This is a genomic window from Mesorhizobium sp. B2-3-7, from assembly GCF_006442695.1.
Lineage (GTDB): Bacteria > Pseudomonadota > Alphaproteobacteria > Rhizobiales > Rhizobiaceae > Mesorhizobium.
Genome location: NZ_VFVV01000001.1, coordinates 416905 through 438843, shown reverse-complemented (window position 1 = coordinate 438843; position 21939 = coordinate 416905). Strand labels below are relative to the sequence as shown.

The 21939-nt window shown below is 64.1% G+C and carries 20 protein-coding genes and 1 tRNA gene; 12 read left to right on the top strand and 9 right to left on the bottom strand.

Going from position 1 to position 21939, the window contains the following annotated elements:
- Window positions 1-90: 90 nt before the first annotated feature.
- Complete coding sequence (locus FJ940_RS02215; protein ID WP_140524507.1) at window positions 91-720, top strand: TetR/AcrR family transcriptional regulator; 630 nt, start codon at window positions 91-93, stop codon at window positions 718-720.
- A gap of 19 nt (window positions 721-739) precedes the next feature.
- Here FJ940_RS02215 and FJ940_RS02210 read toward each other — a convergent pair whose 3' ends face one another.
- Window positions 740-1162 (bottom strand): metallopeptidase family protein, encoded by a 423-nt coding sequence (locus FJ940_RS02210; RefSeq protein WP_140491980.1) that lies wholly within the window; start codon window positions 1160-1162, stop codon window positions 740-742.
- Window positions 1163-1410: 248 nt separating this feature from the next.
- Between FJ940_RS02210 and FJ940_RS28655 the strand changes: the two genes are divergently transcribed.
- The 3 genes from FJ940_RS28655 to FJ940_RS02190 are packed head-to-tail and all read left to right on the top strand — an operon-like array spanning window position 1411 to window position 7272.
- The gene (locus tag FJ940_RS28655) at window positions 1411-2502 is read left to right on the top strand and encodes a hypothetical protein (RefSeq protein ID WP_140655064.1); all 1092 of its coding nucleotides are present in this window, start codon (window positions 1411-1413) and stop codon (window positions 2500-2502) included.
- Window positions 2444-3919 (top strand): DUF6504 family protein, encoded by a 1476-nt coding sequence (locus FJ940_RS02195; RefSeq protein ID WP_140554750.1) that lies wholly within the window; start codon window positions 2444-2446, stop codon window positions 3917-3919. The genes FJ940_RS28655 and FJ940_RS02195 overlap by 59 nt, the downstream gene beginning before the upstream one ends.
- Entirely contained in the window at window positions 3916-7272 is a 3357-nt protein-coding gene (locus FJ940_RS02190; RefSeq protein ID WP_140655061.1) for an error-prone DNA polymerase, read from the top strand. Before FJ940_RS02195 ends, FJ940_RS02190 begins: the two co-directional genes overlap by 4 nt.
- 380 nt (window positions 7273-7652) lie before the next feature.
- On the opposite strand, the gene FJ940_RS02180 is transcribed toward FJ940_RS02190, so the two are convergent.
- From FJ940_RS02180 to FJ940_RS02165, 4 genes are all read right to left on the bottom strand, one after another.
- Entirely contained in the window at window positions 7653-7901 is a 249-nt protein-coding gene (locus FJ940_RS02180) for a Trm112 family protein (protein ID WP_140514079.1), read from the bottom strand.
- 19 nt (window positions 7902-7920) lie between these two features.
- Window positions 7921-8592 carry an LON peptidase substrate-binding domain-containing protein gene (locus tag FJ940_RS02175; RefSeq protein ID WP_140514078.1) on the bottom strand — a complete coding sequence of 224 codons (672 nt, stop codon included), beginning with the start codon at window positions 8590-8592 and terminating at the stop codon, window positions 7921-7923.
- 163 nt (window positions 8593-8755) lie between these two features.
- Window positions 8756-9748, bottom strand: coding sequence for a thioredoxin (gene trxA / locus FJ940_RS02170; protein ID WP_140563882.1), 993 nt, complete (start codon window positions 9746-9748; stop codon window positions 8756-8758).
- A 78-nt stretch (window positions 9749-9826) separates the two neighbouring features.
- Complete coding sequence (locus tag FJ940_RS02165; protein ID WP_140655058.1) at window positions 9827-10324, bottom strand: prolyl-tRNA synthetase associated domain-containing protein; 498 nt, start codon at window positions 10322-10324, stop codon at window positions 9827-9829.
- Between the two features lie 217 nt (window positions 10325-10541).
- Here FJ940_RS02165 and FJ940_RS02160 point away from each other — a divergent pair.
- Window positions 10542-10616, top strand: a tRNA-Gly gene (locus FJ940_RS02160).
- Window positions 10617-10858: 242 nt separating this feature from the next.
- Here the strand turns inward: FJ940_RS02160 and pcaF are convergent.
- The 3 genes from pcaF to FJ940_RS02145 are packed head-to-tail and all read right to left on the bottom strand — an operon-like array spanning window position 10859 to window position 13458.
- Complete coding sequence (pcaF, locus tag FJ940_RS02155) at window positions 10859-12067, bottom strand: 3-oxoadipyl-CoA thiolase (RefSeq protein WP_140655055.1); 1209 nt, start codon at window positions 12065-12067, stop codon at window positions 10859-10861.
- Entirely contained in the window at window positions 12068-12739 is a 672-nt protein-coding gene (locus tag FJ940_RS02150) for a 3-oxoacid CoA-transferase subunit B (RefSeq protein WP_140580235.1), read from the bottom strand.
- On the bottom strand, window positions 12736-13458 hold the full coding sequence (locus FJ940_RS02145) for a 3-oxoacid CoA-transferase subunit A (RefSeq protein ID WP_140559188.1): 723 nt from the start codon (window positions 13456-13458) through the stop codon (window positions 12736-12738). Before FJ940_RS02145 ends, FJ940_RS02150 begins: the two co-directional genes overlap by 4 nt.
- 123 nt (window positions 13459-13581) lie before the next feature.
- Here FJ940_RS02145 and FJ940_RS02140 point away from each other — a divergent pair, with 123 nt between their 5' ends.
- Window positions 13582-14343, top strand: a complete 762-nt coding sequence (locus FJ940_RS02140) for an IclR family transcriptional regulator C-terminal domain-containing protein (protein WP_140492012.1) — start codon at window positions 13582-13584, stop codon at window positions 14341-14343.
- A gap of 197 nt (window positions 14344-14540) precedes the next feature.
- Here FJ940_RS02140 and FJ940_RS02135 read toward each other — a convergent pair whose 3' ends face one another.
- A complete protein-coding gene (locus FJ940_RS02135; protein ID WP_140559189.1) occupies window positions 14541-15383 on the bottom strand; it encodes an IclR family transcriptional regulator in 843 nt (280 codons plus the stop codon).
- A 177-nt stretch (window positions 15384-15560) separates the two neighbouring features.
- Here FJ940_RS02135 and FJ940_RS02130 point away from each other — a divergent pair, with 177 nt between their 5' ends.
- The 6 genes from FJ940_RS02130 (at window position 15561) to FJ940_RS02105 (ending at window position 21937) form a co-directional block, all read left to right on the top strand.
- On the top strand, window positions 15561-17222 hold the full coding sequence (locus FJ940_RS02130) for an aldehyde dehydrogenase family protein (RefSeq protein WP_210242421.1): 1662 nt from the start codon (window positions 15561-15563) through the stop codon (window positions 17220-17222).
- Window positions 17223-17308: 86 nt separating this feature from the next.
- Window positions 17309-18607, top strand: a complete 1299-nt coding sequence (locus FJ940_RS02125) for an aspartate aminotransferase family protein (RefSeq protein ID WP_246670966.1) — start codon at window positions 17309-17311, stop codon at window positions 18605-18607.
- A gap of 62 nt (window positions 18608-18669) precedes the next feature.
- Entirely contained in the window at window positions 18670-19839 is a 1170-nt protein-coding gene (locus FJ940_RS02120; protein ID WP_140514070.1) for an FAD-binding oxidoreductase, read from the top strand.
- A gap of 39 nt (window positions 19840-19878) precedes the next feature.
- Window positions 19879-20640 carry an amino acid ABC transporter ATP-binding protein gene (locus FJ940_RS02115; RefSeq protein ID WP_263483292.1) on the top strand — a complete coding sequence of 254 codons (762 nt, stop codon included), beginning with the start codon at window positions 19879-19881 and terminating at the stop codon, window positions 20638-20640.
- Window positions 20637-21281, top strand: coding sequence for an amino acid ABC transporter permease (locus tag FJ940_RS02110; protein ID WP_140514069.1), 645 nt, complete (start codon window positions 20637-20639; stop codon window positions 21279-21281). Before FJ940_RS02115 ends, FJ940_RS02110 begins: the two co-directional genes overlap by 4 nt.
- A complete protein-coding gene (locus tag FJ940_RS02105; protein ID WP_140492032.1) occupies window positions 21278-21937 on the top strand; it encodes an amino acid ABC transporter permease in 660 nt (219 codons plus the stop codon). Before FJ940_RS02110 ends, FJ940_RS02105 begins: the two co-directional genes overlap by 4 nt.
- The last annotated feature ends 2 nt before the right edge of the window (window positions 21938-21939 follow it).

The window sequence follows — 21939 nt, the reverse complement described above, 5'->3', positions numbered from 1 at the left end:
CCTCTGGCCGGGATTGTAAACGGCGATTACATAAATCGCGGAATCATGCTACAGAGGCGGGAAGCTGCTCCACGGAACGAAGGGAAAGAGATGGCAAAAGCCAAGGCGCCTCATCGCACTGGTTACCACCATGGCAATTTGCGGGAGGTCCTGATCGATGCCGCGGTTCAACTGGTCGAGGAAGGCGGCCCCGACAATGTGAGCGTGCGCGAAGCCGCAAAACGTGCCGGGGTTTCCCCCGGCGCGCCATTCCGTCACTTCAGCAACAAGACCGCGTTGATGACGGCTGTCGCGGAGCAGGCAATGAGCCGATTCCGCTCGGAGATCACGAATGCGGTCGAGAAGGTTGCGACGGACGATCCGATCGAACGCTTTGCCGCTGTTGGAATCGCCTATTTGCGCTGGGCAATTCGAAACCCCACCCACTTCCAGATCATCTCGACACGCAATCTTATTGATTGGGATGCTTCGGAGTCGCTGCGTCACGATAATGAAGCGGTGCGTTCGCTGATGGAAGCGTCAATGGCAGAAGCACAGCGGCGAAACATGCTCCGGTCGGACGACATGGCAGAGACCCAGATAGCCGCGAGGGCGCTCGTCTACGGGCTCGCACGCATGTACATTGATGGACATTTTGCGCAATGGGCAGTGGCAGGACATACCGGGGAGCAGACTGTGCAGAACGTATTAAAACATTTCATCACACTCATTGTGAAATGACGGCCTGACGTAGAACCGGTCACTCGGCTGCCTCTTCGATCTTCTCCATATCGTCGTCCGAGAGGCCGAAATGGTGGCCGATCTCGTGGATCAGCACATGGGTGACGATGTCGCCCAAAGTCTCCTCGTTCTCGGCCCAGTAGTCGAGGATGGCGCGGCGATAGAGCGTGATGCGGTTCGGGCCTTCGCCGGTCTGCGGGTTCCAGCGCTCGGCAATGCCGCGTCCCTCGAATAGGCCGAGCAGGTCGAAGGGCGTTTCCAGCGACAGGTCGTCCATGATCTCGTCGGTGGGGAATTCGGCGATCTGGATGACGATCTCGCCGGTCAGCTTGCGAAAATCCTCGGGCAGATGGGCGTAGGCCTCCAGCGCCAGGAACTCGATCTCGTCCATCGACGGCGAAAGCTGGTCGTGCCAAATGCGGGTCTTGTAGATGCGGGCCATGCTTTGTCCTTTGATCCCGGCATATAGGCTTTTGGGCCACAATCGGCAAATGACGCGGCGGCCAACCCCAGGATTGCTTACGGCACCCGGAGCCGTTTGGCATGGCTTGAGGCGCGGCCGGCTGTCCGACCATGTTGGCCCTCTTATCGGAGAGGAATAAATTCCCCATGAGTCTGCTTGACTCTTCGGGTCGCCTCTGGAATCTATAAGAACATAACAGGAACAATTGTGAGTGGACACTGACCGTCATGGCGATGACCGCCGTGGCGCGGGAGACTGTTTTTGCCCTGCGCCGCCAGATCGCGAAGATCGAGGGAACGCTGCCCGAGCGCCTGCAGGCGCCGGCCGGCGCGGCTTCCGACGCCGGCACGGCCGACGCGGACCGCACCGTGGTCCGGCGCGGCATCGCCGTAGCCAGGCCGGATGCTTTCCTGCGCACCGGCGTCGGCCGTCTCGATGCCGCCCTCGGTGGCGATTTGGGCGGCGATTTGAGCGGTGGCCTGCCGAAAGCGGCCTTAAGCGAAATCCATGGCGTCGAGACCCGCGATGCCGGAGCCGTCGCCGGCTTCGCCCTGTCGCTCGCCAGCCTGATCCTCAAGCCCAGCCTGATCCTCAAGCCCAGCCTGATTCTCAAGCCCAGCCTGGTTCTCAAGCAAGGGCCGCGATTGCCGGTGCTGTGGATCGGCACTCAGGAGGTTTTTCGCGAAGCGGGTTTTCCCTATGCCCGGGGCCTTCACGCCGCCTTCGGCATCGAGCCGGAGCAATTGCTGTTTTCCGAGGCGCCAAGGCTCGCCGATGCGCTGTGGGTCGCCGAGGAGGCGGCCCGCATGAAGGCGCTCGCCGCCGTCATCCTTGAAGTCCGCGGCAATCCGCAGCGGCTGGACCTGACCGCGACGCGCCGGCTGCACGCCCGCGCGCAGAGCGCCGGCCGGCCGGTCTTCCTGCTGCGGCAGGCGGCCGAACCCGAACCCACGGCGGCGCCCGTCCGCCTCATCGTCTCGCCGGCGCCGGCAGGGCCGCGCGACACGGTCGCCGGGCCGCTTGCCGGCTCGATCGGCCGCCCCGCCTTCACCATCAGCATCGGCAAGAGCCGCACGGCCCTGCCAGGACAATTCATATTGGAGTGGAACCCCGATGAACGCATATTCGATGAAAGACGGATTGGGGAAGAACGAGCAAAGAATCCTGTCCCTGTGGTTTCCCTATCTCGCGGCCGAACGGATCCTGCGGCAGCGCCTGGGGCGGTCCTGGCGTTCCCGGCCATCGGATCACCGGCCGCTGGTGATCAGCCATCGCGACAGCAACGCGCAGCGCATCTTAGCCCTCGACGAGCGGGCTGAGGCGCTGCATCTGAAGCCCGGCATGGGCATCGCCGATGCGCGCGCCATGCATCCGTCGATCGACATAATGGAGGCCGATGCCGAAGCCGACCGGCGCCTGCTCGAAGGCCTTGCGGACTGGTGCGACCGCTATACCCCGCTGGTGGCGCTCGACGGGACCGACGGCCTGTTCCTCGACGTCACCGGCTGCACCCATCTTTTCGGCGGCGAACGCGCCATGCTGGACGAGATCCTGTCGCGCTTCTTCCATCAGGGCTTCGACGTCCGTGCCGGCCTTGCCGCGACACCCGGCGCCGCCTGGGCGGCGGCGCGGTTCTGCGGCGACCGCATCGTTGCCGGCGGCGAGGAGGAAGCGCTCCTGGCGCCCTTGCCGCTGGCGGCGCTACGCATCGCGCCGGAAACCCGCGCCAGCCTGGAAAGTGTTGGCCTGCGCACGGCGGGCGCGGTGATGGCCGCGCCGCGCGCGCCGCTCGCCCGCCGCTTCGGTGCCTCCCTGCTCTTGCGCCTCGACCAGGCGCTCGGCCGTCTCGACGAGGCGGTGTCGCCGCGCCTGCCCGTCGCGCCGCTTTCGGTCGAACGCCATTTGGCCGAGCCCGTCACGCTGACAGAGGACATAGAACGGCTGGTGGGCATGCTGGCGACGACCCTGAAGATCGACCTCGAGCGGCGCGGCGAAGGCGCGAGAAGCCTGGCGCTGCTCTTGTTCCGCGTCGACGGCGCCGTCAGCCGCATCGCGCTCGGCACGTCGCGACCGATGCGCGAACCCCGGCTGATCCAGAAATTGTTCCATGAGCGGCTGGCCGCCCTCGAGCAGCATATCGATGCCGGCTATGGCTTCGACCTGGTGCGGCTTTCGGTGCTGGCGGCGGCGGCCTTCGACATGCCGCAGGCCGACCTGACAGGCGAAACGACCGACGACGGCGCCGATATCGCGCTGTTCGCCGACCGCATCCGCGCCCGGCTCGGCGAGGGCGCGGTTCTCAAGCCGGTCGCCGTGGAAAGCCATCTGCCCGAGCGTGCCGTCGCCACCATCCCCTTCACGGAAACCCCGCGCCGCATCACGCCGCCGAAGAAACCGGACAGGATGCAGGCGCCGATGACCATCTTCCCGCCGGAGCGGCCGATCCGGCTTTTCCGCTCGCCCGAGCCGATTGAGGTGCCGGCCACCGAAATGCCCGAGGGACCGCCGCTGAATTTCCGCTGGCGGCGTGCGCTCTACAGGGTCGCCCGCGCCGAAGGCCCTGAACGCATCGCGCCGGAATGGTGGCGTGAATTTTCGAGCGACGAAGCGGCGTCGACACGCGACTATTTCCGCATCGAGGATGCCGACGGCCGCCGCTACTGGCTCTACCGGCAAGGTCTCTATGGCGGCTCTGAAATCCCGCCGCGCTGGTTCCTGCACGGGGTCTTCGCATGAACGCGCTGACCGCCATTCCCTATGCGGAATTCGGCATCCAGTCGAATTTCTCGTTCCTGCGCGGCGCCTCCAAGCCGGAGGAGCTGGTGGTCGCGGCCAAGCTCATGGGGTTCTCCGCGATCGGGCTCGCCGACCGCAACACGGTGGCGGGCGTGGTGCGCGCCTGGCAGCAGGCCAAGGTCGAGACGCTTGCCTACCACCCCGGCAGCCGGCTGGTTTTTTGCGACGACACGCCTGATATTCTCGCCTATCCGCGGAACCGCAAGGGCTGGGGGCATCTGTGCCGCATGCTCACGCAAGCCAATCTGCGCGAGGAGAACGAAAAGGGCGCGACCCTTCTGCGGCGCGACGACCTTCTCGAATGGGGGGATCTGATGTCGCTGTCGGTCCTGCCCGACCTGGCGGCGGGGGCCGAGGGCACACTAGCCCTGCTTGGCGAGCTCAAGGACCGTTTCGGTAAAAACCTGCGGCTTGGCGTTTCGCCCGATTATGCGGGAAACGACCGCTTCAGGATCGAGCAGGCGGCGGCGATGGCGGAGCTGGCCGGCCTGCCCTTGATGGCGACCAACGACGTCCTCTACCACACGGCCGAGCGGCGCCCGCTGCAGGACGTGCTGACCGCGATTCGCCTCAACATTCCCGTTTCGGAGGTCGGGCTGGAACTCACGGCGAATGCCGAGCGCCATCTGAAGCCGCCGCTGGAGATGGCGCGCCTGTTCCGCAGGCACCCGGAGGCACTGGCCGAAACGCTGCGCTTCGCGCAGGAGCTGACCTTCTCGCTCAGCGACCTTCAGTACAATTACCCCGACGAGCCGACGCAATCAGGGCTCGGCCCGCAGGCGGAGCTGGAAAGGTTGGCGCGGGAGGGGGCGGCCAGGCGCTATCCCTCGGGCGTGCCGCAATCGGTGACGAGGCGCATCGAGGAAGAGCTCGCGCTCATCGAGCGCCTGAACTATGCCCGTTATTTCCTGACCGTCCACGACATCGTCAAATTCGCCCGCAGCCAGGATATTCTCTGCCAGGGGCGCGGTTCGGCCGCCAATTCGGTCGTCTGCTTCTGCCTCGGCATCACCGAGGTCGGGCCGGAGCGGATCGACACGCTGTTCGAACGCTTCATTTCCGAGGAGAGGAACGAACCGCCCGACATCGACGTCGATTTCGAGCATGAGAAGCGCGAGACGGTCATCCAATATATCTACGAGAAATACAGCTCCAAGCGCACCGCGCTGGCCGCCGCCGTCATCAGCTATCGCGGCCGCTCGGCGCTGCGCGAAGTGTCGAAGGCGATGGGCCTGTCCGAGGATGTCAGGGCATCGCTCTCCGGCTCGATCTGGGGCTGGTCGACCTCGGAGCTCGGCGAGAAGGAAGCCCGGGCCGGCGGCCTCGATCGCGCCGACCCCATATCGCGGCACGTGATGGAGCGTGCCAACGAGATCATGGGCTTTCCCCGTCACCTCTCCCAGCATGTCGGCGGCTTCGTCATCACCAGGGACCGGCTCGACGAGATCGTGCCCATCGTCAAGACGGCGATGGAGGAACGCAAGATGGTCGAATGGGACAAGGATGATCTCGACGCGGTCAAGATCCTCAAGGTCGACGTGCTGGCGCTCGGCATGCTGACTTGTCTCAAACGCGCCTTCACTCTGCTGACGGACCATTATCCGCAGGCGCGAGACCCTTACGGGCAGCCCTATGTCCTTGCCACCCTGCCGGAAGAGGACGAGCAGGTCTATAAGATGATCGGTCGCGCCGACACGATCGGCGTCTTCCAGATCGAATCGCGCGCGCAGATGTCGATGCTGCCGCGTCTCAAGCCAAAAGAATTCTATGACCTTGTCATCGAGGTGGCGATCGTGCGGCCCGGCCCGATCCAGGGCGACATGGTCCACCCCTATCTGCGCCGCCGGCAAGGCAAGGAGCAGCCCGAGTATCAGAAACCGGAGCTGGAGGCGATCCTCCACAAGACGCTGGGCGTTCCTCTGTTCCAGGAACAGGCGATGAACATCGCCATCGTGGCCGGTGGCTTCAAGCCTGGCGAGGCCGACGAGTTGCGCCGCGCCATGGCCACCTTCAAGCGCACCGGCACGATCGGCAATTACCGCCGGCGCATGATCGACGGCATGGTCGGCAAGGGCTACACCCGGGATTTCGCCGAACGCTGTTTCAAGCAGATCGAGGGTTTTGGCGAATACGGCTTTCCCGAAAGCCATGCCGCCTCCTTCGCGCTGCTGGTCTATGCCTCCTGCTGGTTCAAGACCTTCTATCCCGACGTGTTCTGCGCCGCGATCCTGAATTCACAGCCGATGGGATTTTACCAGCCGGCCCAGCTTGTTCGTGATGCGCGCGACCATGGCGTCGACATCCGCGAGGTCGACGTCAATTTCTCGGTCTGGGACTGCACGCTGGAACAGGCGGCTTTCGACCCGGCCCGCATCCTGCCGCGCCATACCGAAATGCGCGGCGTCATCGCGACGCAGCACGCGGTGCGGCTCGGCTTCAGGCAGATCAAGGGATTTTCCAAGGAGCGCATGGACGCCTTCGTCGAGCGGCGCGGTTCAGGCTACGCATCCGTGCGGGATGTCTGGCTGCGCTCCGGCCTCAATGTCGCCGAGATCGAGAGACTGGCGCAGGCCGATGCCTTCCGCTCGCTCGGCCTCGACCGCCGCGCCGCGCTTTGGGCGGTGCGCGCCCTCGACGGCAAGAGTGCCGCCGAAAAGCTGCCGCTTTTCGACCGGCCGGCGCTGCGGCTACGCGAGCTGGAGCCGGAGACGAAGCTGCCGAAAATGCCGCTCGGCGAGCATGTCATCCACGATTACCGCTCGCTTGGCCTGTCCTTGAAGGCGCACCCGGTCGCCTTCCTGCGCGAACGGCTCGACCGGGCCGGCGTGACGCCCAATGCCAGGCTGTGCTCGGTGCGGGACGGACGGCGCGTCTCGGTCGCCGGGCTCGTTCTGGTGCGGCAGCGCCCCGGCAAGGGCAATGCGGTCTTCCTGACGCTGGAGGATGACGAGGCCGTTGCCAACGTCATCTTCTGGCAGCGGACCTTCGACCGCTTCCGGCCCATCGTCATGGGCGCGCGCTTCGTCAAGGTCACCGGCAAATTGCAGTCGGAATCGGATGTCGTCCACATCGTCGCCGAGAAGATCGAGGATCTGACGCCTTGGCTGACGGTGCTGCTGGAGAAGGTCGACCAGGCCAGTTTGCCGGGCGCCGGTTCTCAGGGGCACGCCTCGAGGGAGGATCCGGATCGTCCCGGCCGGCCCGCGATGCGGAACCCACCGGCCGGGCAGGATTTGGCAACACTGTCGGAAGAAGCGGAAAGCGTCATGCCCAGGGGCCGCAATTTTCAGTAGGCACATCGGTGCCTTCGTCATCCACCGGCGGAGCAAGGAGCGAAGCGACGCGGCGCGAGGATTCATGCCGCGACGTCTCCGCACCGCAGCGGTGCGAAACTTGACGCTGGCGGGCGAGCCCCCCTCTGGCCTGCCGGACCCGGCCCTTCGCTGTCGCTTCGGGCGCTCTTCGTTCGCAAAGCCAAGCAATTGGCTTTGCGTCCACTTCATGGACCACTCCTCGCCCCCTCAAGGGGGAGATTGGCAGTTTCAACGCTCCGCCAATTCCTGCAACAATGGAGATTGGCGAAGGCGGAGGTGACATTCGATCTCCCCCCCTTGAGGGGGAGATGCCCGGCAGGGCAGAGGGGGGCGCCGTAGAATGCCGACCTTGATAATTTTCACGTCGAGCCGGCCGGCCCGCCCAGCCGCGGCGGCAGCACGTCTTCCGCCGAGATGCTCCGTGCCTCCGAAGGCAGCATGATCGGGATGCCGTCGCGCACGGGATAGGCGAGCTTGGCGACCCGCGAGATCAGTTCGCCGCGCTCGGGATCCCAGGCCAGCGGCCCCTTGGTCAGCGGGCAAGCCAGCAGCTCCAGCATCCTGGGGTCGACATTCGCTCTCTTTCCGTCACGCCCATCCGCCGCCATCGTGCCCTCTCTCAACATCCTACTGCAGGCTCGAGCCAAAATCCTCGTTCTCGCGCGCCAGCGCCATTTCGGTGATGGCGATCAGCGTTTCGGCGCGGGTCTTGAGATCGGCCGCTTCGAGCAGCGCCTGCTTCTCGGCCGGTCCATAGGGCGCCATCATCGACAGCGCGTTGACCAGCATGGCGTTTTCGGCCCGGCTGACGCTTTCCCAGTCGGCCTCCAGGTCGTTGGCCTGCAGATAGGAGCGGAACGCCCGCAGCAGCGCCGGCCGGTCGACCTCGGCGGCCGCCTGGTCGTCGTCGAGATCGGCGAGAAAGGGGGCGATCTTGCCTTGGCGGAACGGCGTCTTGACCGTCAGCTCATGGGTGACACGGAACCGGCACACACCCTGCAGCGAAATCAGGTAGCGGCCGTCGCCGGTCTCGGAAAGCGCTATGATGCGGCCGGCGCAGCCGACATTGCAGAGTTCCGGCTCGCCATCGTCGCGCAAGGCGCCGTCGAGGCTGGGCTGGATGACGCCGATCAGCCGTGAGCCGGCGATCGCCTCGTCGACCATCTGCAGGTAGCGCGGCTCGAAGATGTTGAGCGGCATGCGGCCGCCCGGCAGCAGAAGCGCGCCCTCGAGCGGAAAGACCGGGATGGTCGACGGCAGATCCCTGGCGAGCCGGTAGTGAGCGTTTCCCGCTTGCACCTCGTTCCTCCGATCGCTTCGCCTGGGAAGCGCCTCCATGCCGCGATCCGCCTGTCGCTGCCCGGGGTTGTTGGCTTCCCGAGGGAAAGGCGGGCCGGATTCGTCCTATCTGGCGCGGCCGGCGCCGGGTGCAAGCCCCGCGCGACCATTCGGCCGCGCCGGCTCAGGAAAACAGCAGCGACGACAATTTGCGCCGCGCGGCAAGCGTCGCCTCGTCGGTCATGCCCCAGGCCTCGAAGAAGCGCAGCAATTGCGCCTTGGCGCCGTCCTCGTTCCAGCCGCGGTCAGCCTTGATGATGGCCAGGAGATTGTCGGCGGCCGCATCGCGCTCGCCCCTGGCGTTCTGGACCATGGCCAGATCGAAGCGGGCCTGATGGTCGCCGGGATTCTCAGCCAGCCGGCGCTCGAACTCCGCCGGGTTGCCGAGTTCGGACGCTTGCGCGGCCAAGGTCATCCTGGCGCGCAGCGCGGCCAGCGGCGGCGCATCGGCCTTGGCCTGCGGCGCCCGCGCCAGCATCGCCTCGGCGCCTTCGGTATCACCGGCCTCGAACAGCAATTCGCCTAGCCCCGCTATCGCCTCGATCGTCTCCGGCGCCTGCTCGAGCACGGCGTCATAGATGTCGGCCGCCGTCTGCACGTCGCCGGCAGCGCGCGCCTCGGCCGCCGCCGCCAGCGCCTCGGTTACATCAGCCGCACCATTGCCCTTGCCGCCGACCTTGTCGATGAACTGGGCGATCTGGCTCTCGGGGATGGCGCCCATGAAGCCATCGACCGGCTGGCCGTCCTTGAAGGCGATGACCGCGGGAATGGACTGGATGCCGAGCTGGCCGGCGATCGAGGGATGGTCGTCGATGTTCATCTTGACCAGCTTGACCTTGCCGCCGGCGGCACGGACCGCCTTTTCCAGTTGCGGCGTCAGCTGCTTGCACGGCCCGCACCACGGCGCCCAGAAATCCACCAGCACCGGCTGGCGGCGCGATTCCTGGATGACATCGGCGGCAAAGGCCGCGGTGGTCGTATCCTTGATGACGTCGCCGGCGGGGGCGGCGCCGGCCGCAGGTTTCTGCGGTTCCGCGCCGCCGCCATACTGCACCGTCGTGGCATACTGGCCGCCGCTGTTGCCAAAGGAGCCGCCAAACGGATTGTTGTCACTCATGTCGTCGCCCTTTCGGTGGCGCCAGCGGATCGGCGCACTGTCCTTGGTTGGAAACCGGTTTCGCCATCCATGTGGCGATCATGCCGAGACTTTCAAGATAGCAGCATCGTGCCCGGTTGCCTCGACGAATCTGACGAGGTCGCCCGATGCGATCGACGTCGTCGCCTCATTGGTCAGCGGATGCGCGTTGATCACCGCATGCCGCATCAGCGCCTCGTCGAGCACGACCCTGACCCTGTGCTGCGTGTCGTTGATCAGGCCAAACACCGTGACTGCGCCCGGGGCGACGCCCAGAAGCTCCATCAGCATCTCCGGCTTGCCGAAGGAAACGCGGCCGTCGGCGCCGATCACATGATGGATCTGCTTCAGGTCGACGACAGCATCCTCGCCGACCGTGACCAGGAAGAAGGCGTCCTTCTTGTCCTTCAGGAACAGGTTCTTGGTGTGGCCGCCGGCGATTCCGCCGCGCAGCGCCTGCGAATCGGCGACCGTATAGAGCGGCGGATGGCGTTTCGTCGAAACGGCGATGCCGAGTTCGGCAAGAAAGGCAAAGAGCTCGGCTTCGGTCCTGGGCATGGGGTTCTCGTCTTCGGCTGGTTTCCAGCCATGCCGTTTAGGGCCAATGACATGGTCGAGACAAGACCGCCGCGCGACGCGGCGCCGAATCCTTCCGGCTGCCGCCGGCGGCCTTGCCGGCCTCGTCCGGCGCATTGAAAAAAGCCTGCGATTTCCCTGTTGCAATCGCCGCGCTCTTCAGCCATATAGGCCCGGCTTGCGGCCCAAAGCCGCGCGAGCGGGTGTAGCTCAGGGGTAGAGCACAACCTTGCCAAGGTTGGGGTCGAGCGTTCGAATCGCTTCACCCGCTCCAGTTTCCTCTTGGGGAATTAAGCAATTAAAAGAAAGCGCCGCCTAGTGCGGCGCTTCTTTTTTGCGCGTAGGTCATTGATATCTCCCATGACTTGGCGAGCCAAGGCACGATCTTGTCGGCTCGCCATAGCTCTGGTCTGTTAGCGAATCGACAAGCTGACAAACGTCAACCGATCCATACCCGTGGCTGCTTTGCTGCGGATCGATGCAATCCGCCTGACTCGGACTGTCGCACCATCTCCGCTACGCACTGCCCAGAGCGATCGCGATACCCTGTCCGACACCGATGCACATCGTGGCCAGGGCCAGTCGTGCTTTTCGGGACCGCAACTCGAGCGCGGCAGTGCCGGTGATGCGAATGCCCGACATCCCAAGCGGGTGCCCGAGCGCGATCGCTCCGCCGTTCGGGTTCACATGCTCCGCGTCCTCGGGGATCCCGAGTTCGCGGAGCACGGCGATGCTTTGGGAGGCAAATGCTTCATTCAGCTCGATGATATCGAAGTCCGAAGGCGCGATGCCGAGCCGCGCGCAAAGCTTGCGTGTCGCCGGAGCCGGACCGATTCCCATGATCCGTGGGGCAACCCCGGCCGTCGCGACGCCCAGAATCCGGGCGATCGGTGTGAGCCCGAATGCCTTGACGGAGGCTTCGGACGCGATGATCAGCGCTGCCGCGCCGTCGTTCACGCCAGAGGCGTTGCCCGCGGTGACGGTGCCGCCTTCCTTTTTGAACGGCGCTGCAAGCTTGGCGAGCGACTCGGTTGTCGTTCCGGCGCGTGGATGTTCGTCGCGATCAACCACGATCGCATCGCCTTTGCGCTGGGGCACAGTCACCGGCGTGATCTCCAGCGCGAGCCGGCCATTTTCCTGAGCGGCGGCGGTCCTGGCCTGGCTGCGTGCGGCGAAGCCATCCTGATCGGCGCGGCTGACCTTGAAGGCTTCCGCAACGTTTTCACCCGTCTCCGGCATCGAATCGACGCCGTACTGCTTCTTCATCAATGGATTGACGAAGCGCCAACCGATCGTGGTGTCGTAAATCTCGGCGTTGCGCGAGAACGCCTCGCCCGCCTTCGGAAGCACGAACGGCGCGCGGCTCATGGATTCGACGCCACCGGCGATGATCAGGTCGGCTTCGCCGGCCTTGATGGCCCGTGCAGCGATGCCCACGGCGTCCATTCCAGAACCGCACAGGCGGTTGACGGTGCTGCCGGGGACTTCGATCGGCAGTCCAGCCAACAGCGATGACATGCGCGCGACATTGCGGTTGTCCTCGCCTGCCTGGTTGGCGCAGCCAAAGATGATCTCATCCACCGCGGACCAGTCCAGGCCTGGATTGCGGTGCCGCAGCGCTCGCAGCGGCACCGCGCCGAGATCGTCGGCCCGGACCGAGGACAGCGAACCGCCAAACCTGCCGATCGGGGTGCGGATGTAGTCGCAGATGAAGGCCTCGGTCATTCAGAGCTCCGGTGCCGCCAAGGATTTGATTTCGCCATCGACCTTAAGCTCTGCGCCGGTCAGCGCCTGCAATTCATCGAAGCTCATCGCAAGCAGCTTCTCGCGCAGCACGAAACGACAATCGATGATGTCTATGACCGCAAGGCTCGTGTAGACCCTCGTCACGCAGCGCACGCCGGTCAGGGGAAGGCTGCAGGCTTTCACCAGTTTCGGACGACCGTCCTTGGTGACGTGATCGGTGATGACGGCCACGCGTTTTGCTCCGTGCACCAGATCCATGGCACCACCGACCGCTGGTATGCCCTTGGGTCCTGTGCTCCAGTTCGCAAGGTCACCGGTCTCGGCCACCTCGTAGGCGCCGAGAATGGCAACGTCGAGATGTTCGCCACGCACCATCGCGAAGCTGTCGGCATGGTGGAAGAACGAAGCGCCCGGATTGAGCGTGACCGCCTTCTTGCCCGCATTGATCAGATCCCAGTCCTCGTCGCCTGCCGCCGGGGCTTCGCCAAAATTGAGGATGCCGTTTTCGGTGTGGAAGATCGCCCGGCGCCCAGGCGGCTGAAAGCTCGCCACCATCTCGGGAAAGCCTATGCCGAGGTTCACATAAGCGCCGTCCTCAATGTCCTGCGCGGCGCGCCATGCAATCTGCGCGTTGGTCAGCTTGACTGTCATGCGTATGCGACCCCTTGGCGGATAAGCGTCTCTTCCTGCATCGGGTTCGAGACCTCGATCACCTGGTCCACGAAGATCCCGGGCGTCACGACCAGCTCAGGATCAATCGCACCGGGCTGGACGATCCGGCGCGCCTGAACGACGGTCGTGCGTGCGGCCATCGCCATCAGCGGCGAGAAGTTGCGTGCCGCCTTCCTGTAGGTGAGGTTACCATGAGGGTCGGCAAGTTCCGCCTTGATGAGGGCCACATCCGCCTTCAGCCAACGTTCCTGCACATAGTGGCGCCCCTCGAACTCGGCCACAGGCTTGCCGGCCGCGAGGTCGGTCCCGTAGCTCGTCGGCGTGTAGAAAGCCGGGATGCCCGCGCCACCGGCGCGGATTCGTTCGGCCAGGGTCCCCTGTGGAACCAGTTCGAGCGCGATTTTCCCGGCGAGGTACCGCTCGGTGAATGCCCGCGGATCGGACGAGCGCGGGAACGAGCAGATCATCTTGGCGACCATGCCATTGTCGATCATGGCGGCGATGCCGATCCGTCCGTTCCCTGCATTGTTGTTGACGATCGTAAGGTTTTTCGGGGCGCCGGTAGCGCGAAAATGGTCAATCAGGGCGTGGATCAGCTCTATCGGAGCACCTGCGCCGCCGAAGCCGCCGATCATGACGGTCATGCCGTCTTGGACGACTGCCACTGCTTCCGCGAGGCTCGCGATTGTCTTGTCCACGTAACCTGCCTTTCCCGGCACCAAGATGGATTTCGCCGCCACACGTATCGGCAGACGAGATCTTTCGGCAAGCCGGCTTGTGCGATATCATTCGTTTGTTGACATATCGCACAAGGTGAATGGATGCCCATTTCCGAACGAGACACGATGGGTGGCTTGGCCAAGGGGTTGTCCGTCATAGAGACGTTCACGGTGGAACGGCCACGGCAGTCGATCACGGACGTCGCGAATGCGTCCGGTCTCGACAGGGCGACAGCCAGACGCTGTCTCCTTACGCTTTCCCATCTCGGCTACGCCGACTACGACGGAAAGTTCTTCACGCTCACTCCGCGCGTGTTGAGGCTCGGGACAGCCTGTCTGGCAACCATGCCGCTGCCGCATCTGGTGCAGCCTTTGCTGGATGACCTTTCGGAGCGGCTCGGCGAAAGCTCGTCCGTCTCGATTCTGGACGGCACCGACGTCGTTTACGTCGCGCGCGCGGCGCAGCGAAAGGTGATGTCGATCGCGCTGATGCCCGGCTCGCGGCTTCCGGCATACTGCACTTCCATGGGGCGCGTGCTCCTGGCAGCCATGCCTCCGGAACGCGCTGCACATCTTCTATCTTCCCATGCCCTGCCGGCGCGGACTGCTCACACCTTGACTGACCCCGACACCATCCTTGCGGAGTTGGGGCGGGTGCGGACGCAAGGGTTCGCGTTGATCGATCAGGAGGTCGAGCTCGGATTGCGCTCGATCGCCGTGCCGTTGATGACCGTGCGCGGGACGGTGATCGCAGCCGTGAACGTTGGCGTTGCGGCGACACAAGTGGGTGTCGGCAATCTCGTTGCGCTCTACCTGGAGCCGTTGCGTGCACTCCAAGCTGAACTGCGGGCAGTGCTGCGTTAGGGCGCTGCCATGGAGGGAATTAGCGTCCAAGTCGCTCGAGATAGGAGAGCATGTTCCCACCCATGATCTTGTCGATGGAAGATCAAGGTCGCGGATCGGAGGGTGGGAGCCGGACATTCGCCGCCGTCGAGACGGAGATCGCGAAACTACATTCTCGGTTCAAAGCGCGACGTGTCTTCGCGCAAGTGACCGGCCGCTCACGCACCGCCCTGTCGCTGATCCGCGGCGGCATTCTTTGCGGCCATAGCCGATCCGTTGTAGGCGTGCATCTGCGCCAGCTTCGCCATGCGCTGGGCGGCCTCCGCGAGCGCTGCGCAATGCTGCTTGAAGTTTTGCTCTATGATCTGACCGTAGGGTCCCGTAAGTCCCACCGCGTATATCACCTCACCGCTCGTCGGCCTTATCGGAAATGCTATCGAGCCCAGGCCCGGAACATGCTCGGCCAGGTCCATGGCGTAACCCTGCTCCCGAACGTCGGCCAATTCCCTGGTCAACTCCGCGATCTTCGTTTTCGTCCGATCGGTGTAGCTGCGCAGCTCCGTCGCCAGGATCCTCTTCACGGTCTCCTGCGGATGAAACGCAAGGATCGCCTTGGCCGAAGCGGTCGCATTTACAGGCATGGCCATGCCCGGCATGACATAGGTCCGGACCGGAGTGTCGGGCGCGACGCAGGTGACCGAGCGCACTTCGGTACCGTCGAACTTCGACAGGAACGCCGACTGGCCGGTGCGGTCGGCCAAATCCTGAAGCGGTCGCTGCGCGAGCGTCGTCAGCCAGCCGCTATCCGGAGACATCTGTAGCAGCTGCAACAGGCGATCGCCGAGACGGTATGTCCGATTGCGAACGCTCTCGGCGGTGATCATCCCGCTTTCGATCAAGGCATGCAGCAGCCTGTTGATCGTGGTTTTGGGCAATCCAAGCGTCGTTTCGAGTTCGATCGCCGTCAGGCCATGCTCGAACGGCGCGACCGTCTCCATGATCGAGATGTAGCGCTCGAGGGGGCTGTCCTTGGCGCTCGGCTTCTTTGATTTCGTATTCAAGGGCACCTACGCCGATCTGACAATTGCAACTGCAAGAAGGTTATCGTTCAAAACAGACATGAGGGGCAAGGTCGGTCCCTTGTTATTCCGCCGCGCCTTGAGCCCGGAGCTGCGTGGAATAGCCGAACGGCCGCACGCCCCGATCGGTCGGGCTCGGTTAGCAATCCGAACCGGGAAATGTCCTCGCAAATTCCGAAATTCGGTATTATACCCATTTTATGGTCCCCTCGATTGACTCGCAAGCCAAATCCTGATTATCGGACTAAATACCGATTTTCGGAGGAACTTGAAATGGCTGAACTCCCGCGTGTGACCTACTCGAACATCGGAGTGGATTTTTCCCCGGTTCACGCTCACCTCGACGCAATGATCCCGGATTTCGAGAAGAACACACTGGGTCGCGAGTGGTCGACGCCGTTTGCGACTGGCGCTCGGAAAGAAATCCTGAGCCCTATCGACAAGAAGATCTCTCTCGGCAAGTTCCCGGTTTCAACCCCGTCAGACGTCAAGTCGGCGATCCAGGCTGCCCGGGCCGGCGCGAAGGCTTGGAACCGTTCGACGCTGGACGATCGCCTTGCATTCGGCGCCCGCTGGCGAGAGGCGCTGGCGGAGCGGAAGTATGACCTTGGTTTGGCAGCGCTATACGAGATCGGAAAGTCCCGCCTCGAGGCAGTCGGCGAAGCCGAGGAATGCCTCGACATGGTCGAGTACTACGCATCGGAGATGAAGGCGAACAACGGGTTCGTCCGGCCGATGAACATGTTGGTCGAAAACGAGACCGCTACGAGCGTCATGAAGCCCTATGGCGTCTTCGCGGTCATCGCTCCTTTCAACTTTCCGCTCGCCTTGTCGATCGGCATGGTCTCGGGTGCGCTGTTGACAGGCAATGCGGTGGTCTACAAGCCGTCGCCGGGTTGCGCGCTGACCGGATTGCTGATTGCCGAAACGCTTCGCAAGGCGGGATTGCCCGAAGGTGTTTTCAACATCGTGCTTGGCGATGGAGAGGTGGGGCGCCTTCTTGCCACCGACAACGGCATCGACGGCGTTGCATTCACGGGCTCCCATAAGACCGGCATGAGCATCTTCCGTCATATGGCAACGCTGCCCCACATGAAGCCCGTCATCGCCGAAATGGGTGGCAAGAACCCCGCCTACGTAACCAGCAAGGCCGACCTCGACCGTGCGGCGCAGGGGGTGGCGCGCTCCGCTTTCGGCCTGCAAGGCCAGAAGTGCTCCGCATGCTCGGTCGTGTATGTCGACGAGAAAGTCAAGGCGGAATTCATCGAGAAGCTGGTAGCATTCGCCGCAAAGCTGGTGGTCGGAGATCCTCGCAACGCCGAGACTTTTATGGGCCCTGTCTATGGCGACGCCACAGTCGCCCGTTTCCATGCCGCGCTGTCGGAAGTCGAGGGCAAAGGCAAGGTGCATTTTGGGGGCGCCGCCCTGGGCCAGGGCTTTGCGGACAACTACGTCCTGCCGACGGTCGTCGAACTTGATGGTCCGGGCCGGCTGACCCGCGACGAACTCTTCATGCCTTTCGTGGTCGTCCGCGGTTTCGATAGTCTCGATGCCGCGATCGAAGAGGGCAACGACATCGCCTACGGACTATCCGCCGGCATCTTTACCAACGACCAGGAAGAGTTGCGTCACTTCCTCGACACCGCCGAAGCAGGGGTTCTCTACGCCAACCGTGCGAGCGGCGCGACGACGGGTGCATGGCCAGGCGCGCAGCCATTCTGCGGCTGGAAGGGCACCGGGGTCAGCGGCAAGGGCGGTCTCGGCTCGTGGTTCCTGCCACAGTACCTGCGCGAGCAGAGCCACACGATCATGACCAGGTGATCGAAAGAGGTCGCGCTCTTCGCCGCGGCCATCCAAGGCTGTCTCCTTCATCGGTTTACAAGATTATGCGCCACTATCCAGATTCAATGTCGAAATCCCGCGAGATGTTCGAACGGGCCCGCAAGGTCATGCCGGGAGGGAACACCCGGACAACGGTCTTCATCGACCCGTTTCCGATCTATGCCCAGCGCGGCGAGGGCTGCCGCGTCTGGGACGTCGATGGAAACGTCTACTACGACTGCATCAACAATTTCACGGCCATGATCCATGGCTACGGCCATCCCGCCGTCACGGCGGCGGTGGTGGACCAGATGCCCCGGGGATCGGCTTTCGGAGCGCCCACCGAGAGCGAACTTGATCTTGCTGAACTGCTGGTGGAGCGCCTCCCGTCGGTCGAGCAGGTTCGCTTCGCCAACTCCGGCACGGAAGGCGTCATGATGGCGATCAAGGCGGCTCGGGCGTTCACCGAACGGCCGAAGATCGTCAAGATCGAAGGTGCCTACCATGGCTCCTACGATTTCGCGGAAGTCAGCCTGGACAGCTCGCCCGCCAACTGGGGCGACATGCCTGCCTCGACGGCATACGCGAAAGGCACGCCGAAGGGAGTTCTCGACGACGTCATCGCGGTGCCGTTCAACGACACGGAGGCGTTGCGTGCCGTCTTCGACGCGCATGGCGACACGATAGCGGGTGTTCTGATCGACCCGATGCCGAACCGCGCCGGACTTATTCCCGCGCGGAAGGACTATCTCGACGCGATGGTCGAGATCGCTCATGCCGCCGGCTCGCTGGTGATCTTCGACGAGGTGATCTCGCTCCGCCTTGGCTATTCGGGGGCGCAGGGCCTGTGGAGCATCACGCCCGATCTGACGGCTCTCGGCAAGATCATCGGCGGAGGGTTCCCGGTCGGCGCCGTCGGCGGCCGCGCCGACGTGATGGCGGTGTTCGATCCAACGCGAGGCAAGCCTGCATTGCCGCATGGCGGCACCTTCACCGCGAACCCGGTGACGATGCGAGCCGGTCTGGCGGCGATGCGCGCGTTGACCCCGGCCAGCTTCGCGCATCTGGACGCTATCGGCAGCCTGCTTCGCGACGGCATCACGGCCTCGCTTGCTCGCCACGGCCTCAACGGGCAGTGCGTCGGTCTCGGCTCGCTCTTCAAAGTCCATTTCACGGCGTTGCCGATCACGGACTATCGGTCGGTCTATCCGGGTGCGTCCGAACGCACGAAGCTCGACCTGTTCCACAAGGGTCTGCTCGACCGCGGCGTGCTTTCGGCGAGTTACGGACTCTTCGCGCTTTCCACCTCGATGACCGAGGAAGACGCACGCGAAATCCTTTCCGCAATCGACGGCGCCCTCGCAGCAATCGCGGCGAAGCAATGACGTAGCGCGTCCGGCGCCGGATCCATCCGGCACGGGACGACGCAGCAACAGATGGAAGTCACATGACAGCTTCTCCTCACGTCGTCGTCATCGGTGCAGGCACCCTCGGCATGTGCTCTGCGCACGCGCTCGCGGAACAGGGCGCTCGCGTCACCGTCATCGACGCACAATCCATTGCGTCAGGATCCAGCGGCCGCTCGGTCGGCGTCGTTGGCACACAGCTGACGGATTCGTTCGAGATCCAGCTGCGCATGCAATCCGTGCAGCGCATCCGTCGATGGCAGGAGCGCCTCGGTCTCGGCTTCAACCCTATCGGCTATCTGCGTCTGGCGCGCACCTCCGAGCAGATGGAACTGTTCGCCCGCTCGGTGGAGATCCAGCGCGATGCCGGCTTCAGGTCCAGGGTCTACCAGGCGAACGAGCTCCAGCAGCTCGTGCCGCACTTGAGTTCAGATGGGCTCGAAGGCGGCATCTTCGGGCCGGACGACGGCTTCCTCGATCCCCACGAAATGTGCACGTTGCTGGCGCAAGAGGTGAAGAAGCTCGGCTCCGAGGTTTTCCAGTTCCGCAAGCTGCTTGGTGTCGCGCGGACATCCGGTGGCTATCGGTTGGACACCAGCAAGGGTCCGATCGGCTGCGACTTCGTCGTGAACGCGGCAGGCGCCTGGGCGCCACGCGTTGCCGAGATGCTTGGACAGACGCTTCACATCCACCCCGAGCGCCACGAGGCGCTGACAATCCACCTGGACGCGCCGCTCCCCTACACAATGCCGATGGTCATGGATCTGGTGAACGGGCAGGGCACCGGACTCAACTTTCGGCACGAGAAAGCGAGCGAGCTCATCGCCGAGATACACAAGGTAAGTTCGCCCTCGCCCGAGGATCCGGACAATTACAACGAGCAGTGCGAGGAAGGGTCCAAGGTCATGCTGGCCGAGATGCTGATCGAGCGCGTGCCTGATCTGCCGGGCGCCCGGCTCGGCCGGGGCTGGGCAGGCCTCTACCCTGTCACCGCCGACCACCGTCCCCATGTCGGACCAGTCGATCAGTCCGAGCCCGGTCTGATCACCGCGGCCGGTGCGGGCGGCTACGGGATCCAGCTCGCGCCGGTGATAGGCCTGATCGTCGCGGACTGGGTGCTCAAGGGCTCTCCCGCATCGATCCCAGGCACCGAGAGTCTCGCTCCAACGCCGGAAAGAAACGTCCCCGCCGTACATACTGCGGCGGCTTGACCAGTAGGACACCGGCGTTAGCGCAAGGACAAAGAAGCCATGCCCGAGGCAGAAAACATCGTCCGCATCAAGAACATCAACGTGATCTATGGCGGCCATCACGCCGTGAAAAACGTCTCGCTCGACATTACGCGCGGCGAGGTCGTGGCGATCGTCGGACCCAGCGGCGCGGGGAAGAGCACGCTGCTGCGTGCGATCAACATGCTCGAACAGCCGTCATCCGGTACCCTCGAAGTGGGCGCCATCCGGTTTTCGGTCGACCGCAATCTGTCCGCCGGAGAGCTGTTGAGGCTCCGACGTTCCACCGGGATGGTTTTCCAGTCCTTCAACCTGTTTCCGCACATGACCGTGCAGCGCAACATTTCGCTGCCGCAGATGCGGGTTCTGGGGCGCACCAGGGAGCAGGCGGACGCGCGCACCGCCCAATTGCTCGAACGCGTACACCTTACGGACAAGGCGCACTCCTACCCGGCGCGCCTGTCGGGTGGCCAGCAGCAGCGTATCGCGATCGCACGCGCCCTGGCTCTTGACCCCAAGGTGATGCTCTTCGACGAACCCACGAGCGCCCTGGATCCCGAACTCGGGCTTGAGGTGTTGGCCGTGATGCGCGAGCTCGCCCAGGAAGGCATGACAATGATCATCGTCACGCACGAGATCGCCTTTGCCGCAGACGTCGCCGACCGCGTGATCGTCATGGCCAATGGAGAGATCATCGAGCAGGGTCCGCCTGATGCCGTGATCCGCAACCCGTCGTCGCCGCGCACGCGGCAGTTCTTCCGTGCCGTGGTCGATCGCAGATGATCGACCTGCTGGTTTCACTGCTCAGAGGCGTTCCGGCCACGCTGCTGGTGACCTTCGGCGCTTTCGCAGTCGGGGCCATCGCAGCCGTGCCGCTGGTGCTGATGCGACGTTCCCGGTGGCTCCTTCTAAGCATGCCGGCGCGCATATACATCGACGTTGTCCGGGGAATCCCGCCGATCGTCTGGCTGTTCATTATCTTCTTCGGATTGGGCAGCGGAGTGATCGTTCTCAGTTCCTATCAGGCTGCCATCCTGGGTATGGGGCTGGTATCAACGGCCTATCTCGCTGAAATCTACAGGGGTGGCTTCCTGGCCCTCTCGAAGGGCCAGCGGGAGGCGTCCACGGCGCTCGGTATGACGCGCCTGGATACGCTGCGCTACATCCTGGCGCCGCAGGTCCTGCGCGTCTCGGTTCCGCCCATGGCGACCTTTCTTGTCAGCCTGCTCAAAGACACGACCGTGGCCTCCACGATCGGTGTCCGCGACGTGATGATGTACGCATCGCAGCAGGCCCAAGGCGGAGGCGGCAGCTTCATGCCGTTCATTTTCGCTGCGCTTCTCTACATCGCGCTGTCGATACCCATTGTCGTGTTGGCACGCGCCGTGGACGAGCGGCTGCGCTCAAGAGGGCAAGCGAAATGAGCGAGATGCTGGCCAACTGGCTGGACTGGTCCCCCCAGCTTTTCCAAGGAGTTCTTGTCAGTCTCCAGTTGGCGGGCCTGGCGCTGCTGTTCGGATTGCCTATCGGTCTCGTTCTTGCGCTTGCCTCCTCCTCTGGAAACAGGCTCGTCCGCTATTTCGCGGTGGTACTGGTCGAGATCGGGCGCGGCGCGCCTGCACTCGTCGTCCTGCAGATGGTCTACTATGGATTGCCTGCTTCGGGGATGACCGTAAGTGCCTTCACCTCTGGCGTGATTGCGTTGGCGCTAACGACAGGCGCCTACACCAGCGAGATCCTTCGGGCCGGTCTGAACGCGGTTCCGCATTGTGAGATCGAGGCGGGCTTGGCGCTCGGCATGACCCGCCGGGACATCCTGCGCTTCGTGGTGGTCCCCCAGGGAATCCTGTTCGCAATACCCGCGCTGATGGGCTTTGCCATTCTCATCTTCCAGGCGACGGCCCTTACATACACGATCGCCATCCCCGAACTTCTGGCGCGCGCCTATCGCGTGGGTGCGGCCACCTACCTCTACCTCGATGTCCTGATCCTGGCGGGCCTGTTCTACCTCGCCATCACCGTCCCGTTCGGGTGGCTGGTCTCGTACACCGAACGTAGGCTGGGCAGCCATCTCGGCTGACC

Coding starts and splice junctions, on each gene's coding strand:
- FJ940_RS02125 (WP_246670966.1), top strand. CDS start 17,309: ATGTCGAAATCCCGCGAGATGTTCGAACGGGCCCGCAAGGTCATGCCG.
- FJ940_RS02210 (WP_140491980.1), bottom strand. CDS start 1,162: ATGGCCCGCATCTACAAGACCCGCATTTGGCACGACCAGCTTTCGCCG.
- FJ940_RS02165 (WP_140655058.1), bottom strand. CDS start 10,324: ATGCCCAGGACCGAAGCCGAGCTCTTTGCCTTTCTTGCCGAACTCGGC.
- FJ940_RS02150 (WP_140580235.1), bottom strand. CDS start 12,739: ATGACAGTCAAGCTGACCAACGCGCAGATTGCATGGCGCGCCGCGCAG.
- FJ940_RS02190 (WP_140655061.1), top strand. CDS start 3,916: ATGAACGCGCTGACCGCCATTCCCTATGCGGAATTCGGCATCCAGTCG.
- pcaF (WP_140655055.1), bottom strand. CDS start 12,067: ATGACCGAGGCCTTCATCTGCGACTACATCCGCACCCCGATCGGCAGG.
- FJ940_RS02130 (WP_210242421.1), top strand. CDS start 15,561: ATGTCCTCGCAAATTCCGAAATTCGGTATTATACCCATTTTATGGTCC.
- FJ940_RS02115 (WP_263483292.1), top strand. CDS start 19,879: ATGCCCGAGGCAGAAAACATCGTCCGCATCAAGAACATCAACGTGATC.
- FJ940_RS02120 (WP_140514070.1), top strand. CDS start 18,670: ATGACAGCTTCTCCTCACGTCGTCGTCATCGGTGCAGGCACCCTCGGC.
- FJ940_RS02110 (WP_140514069.1), top strand. CDS start 20,637: ATGATCGACCTGCTGGTTTCACTGCTCAGAGGCGTTCCGGCCACGCTG.
- trxA (WP_140563882.1), bottom strand. CDS start 9,748: ATGAGTGACAACAATCCGTTTGGCGGCTCCTTTGGCAACAGCGGCGGC.
- FJ940_RS02140 (WP_140492012.1), top strand. CDS start 13,582: ATGCCCATTTCCGAACGAGACACGATGGGTGGCTTGGCCAAGGGGTTG.
- FJ940_RS28655 (WP_140655064.1), top strand. CDS start 1,411: ATGGCGATGACCGCCGTGGCGCGGGAGACTGTTTTTGCCCTGCGCCGC.
- FJ940_RS02180 (WP_140514079.1), bottom strand. CDS start 7,901: ATGGCGGCGGATGGGCGTGACGGAAAGAGAGCGAATGTCGACCCCAGG.
- FJ940_RS02105 (WP_140492032.1), top strand. CDS start 21,278: ATGAGCGAGATGCTGGCCAACTGGCTGGACTGGTCCCCCCAGCTTTTC.
- FJ940_RS02215 (WP_140524507.1), top strand. CDS start 91: ATGGCAAAAGCCAAGGCGCCTCATCGCACTGGTTACCACCATGGCAAT.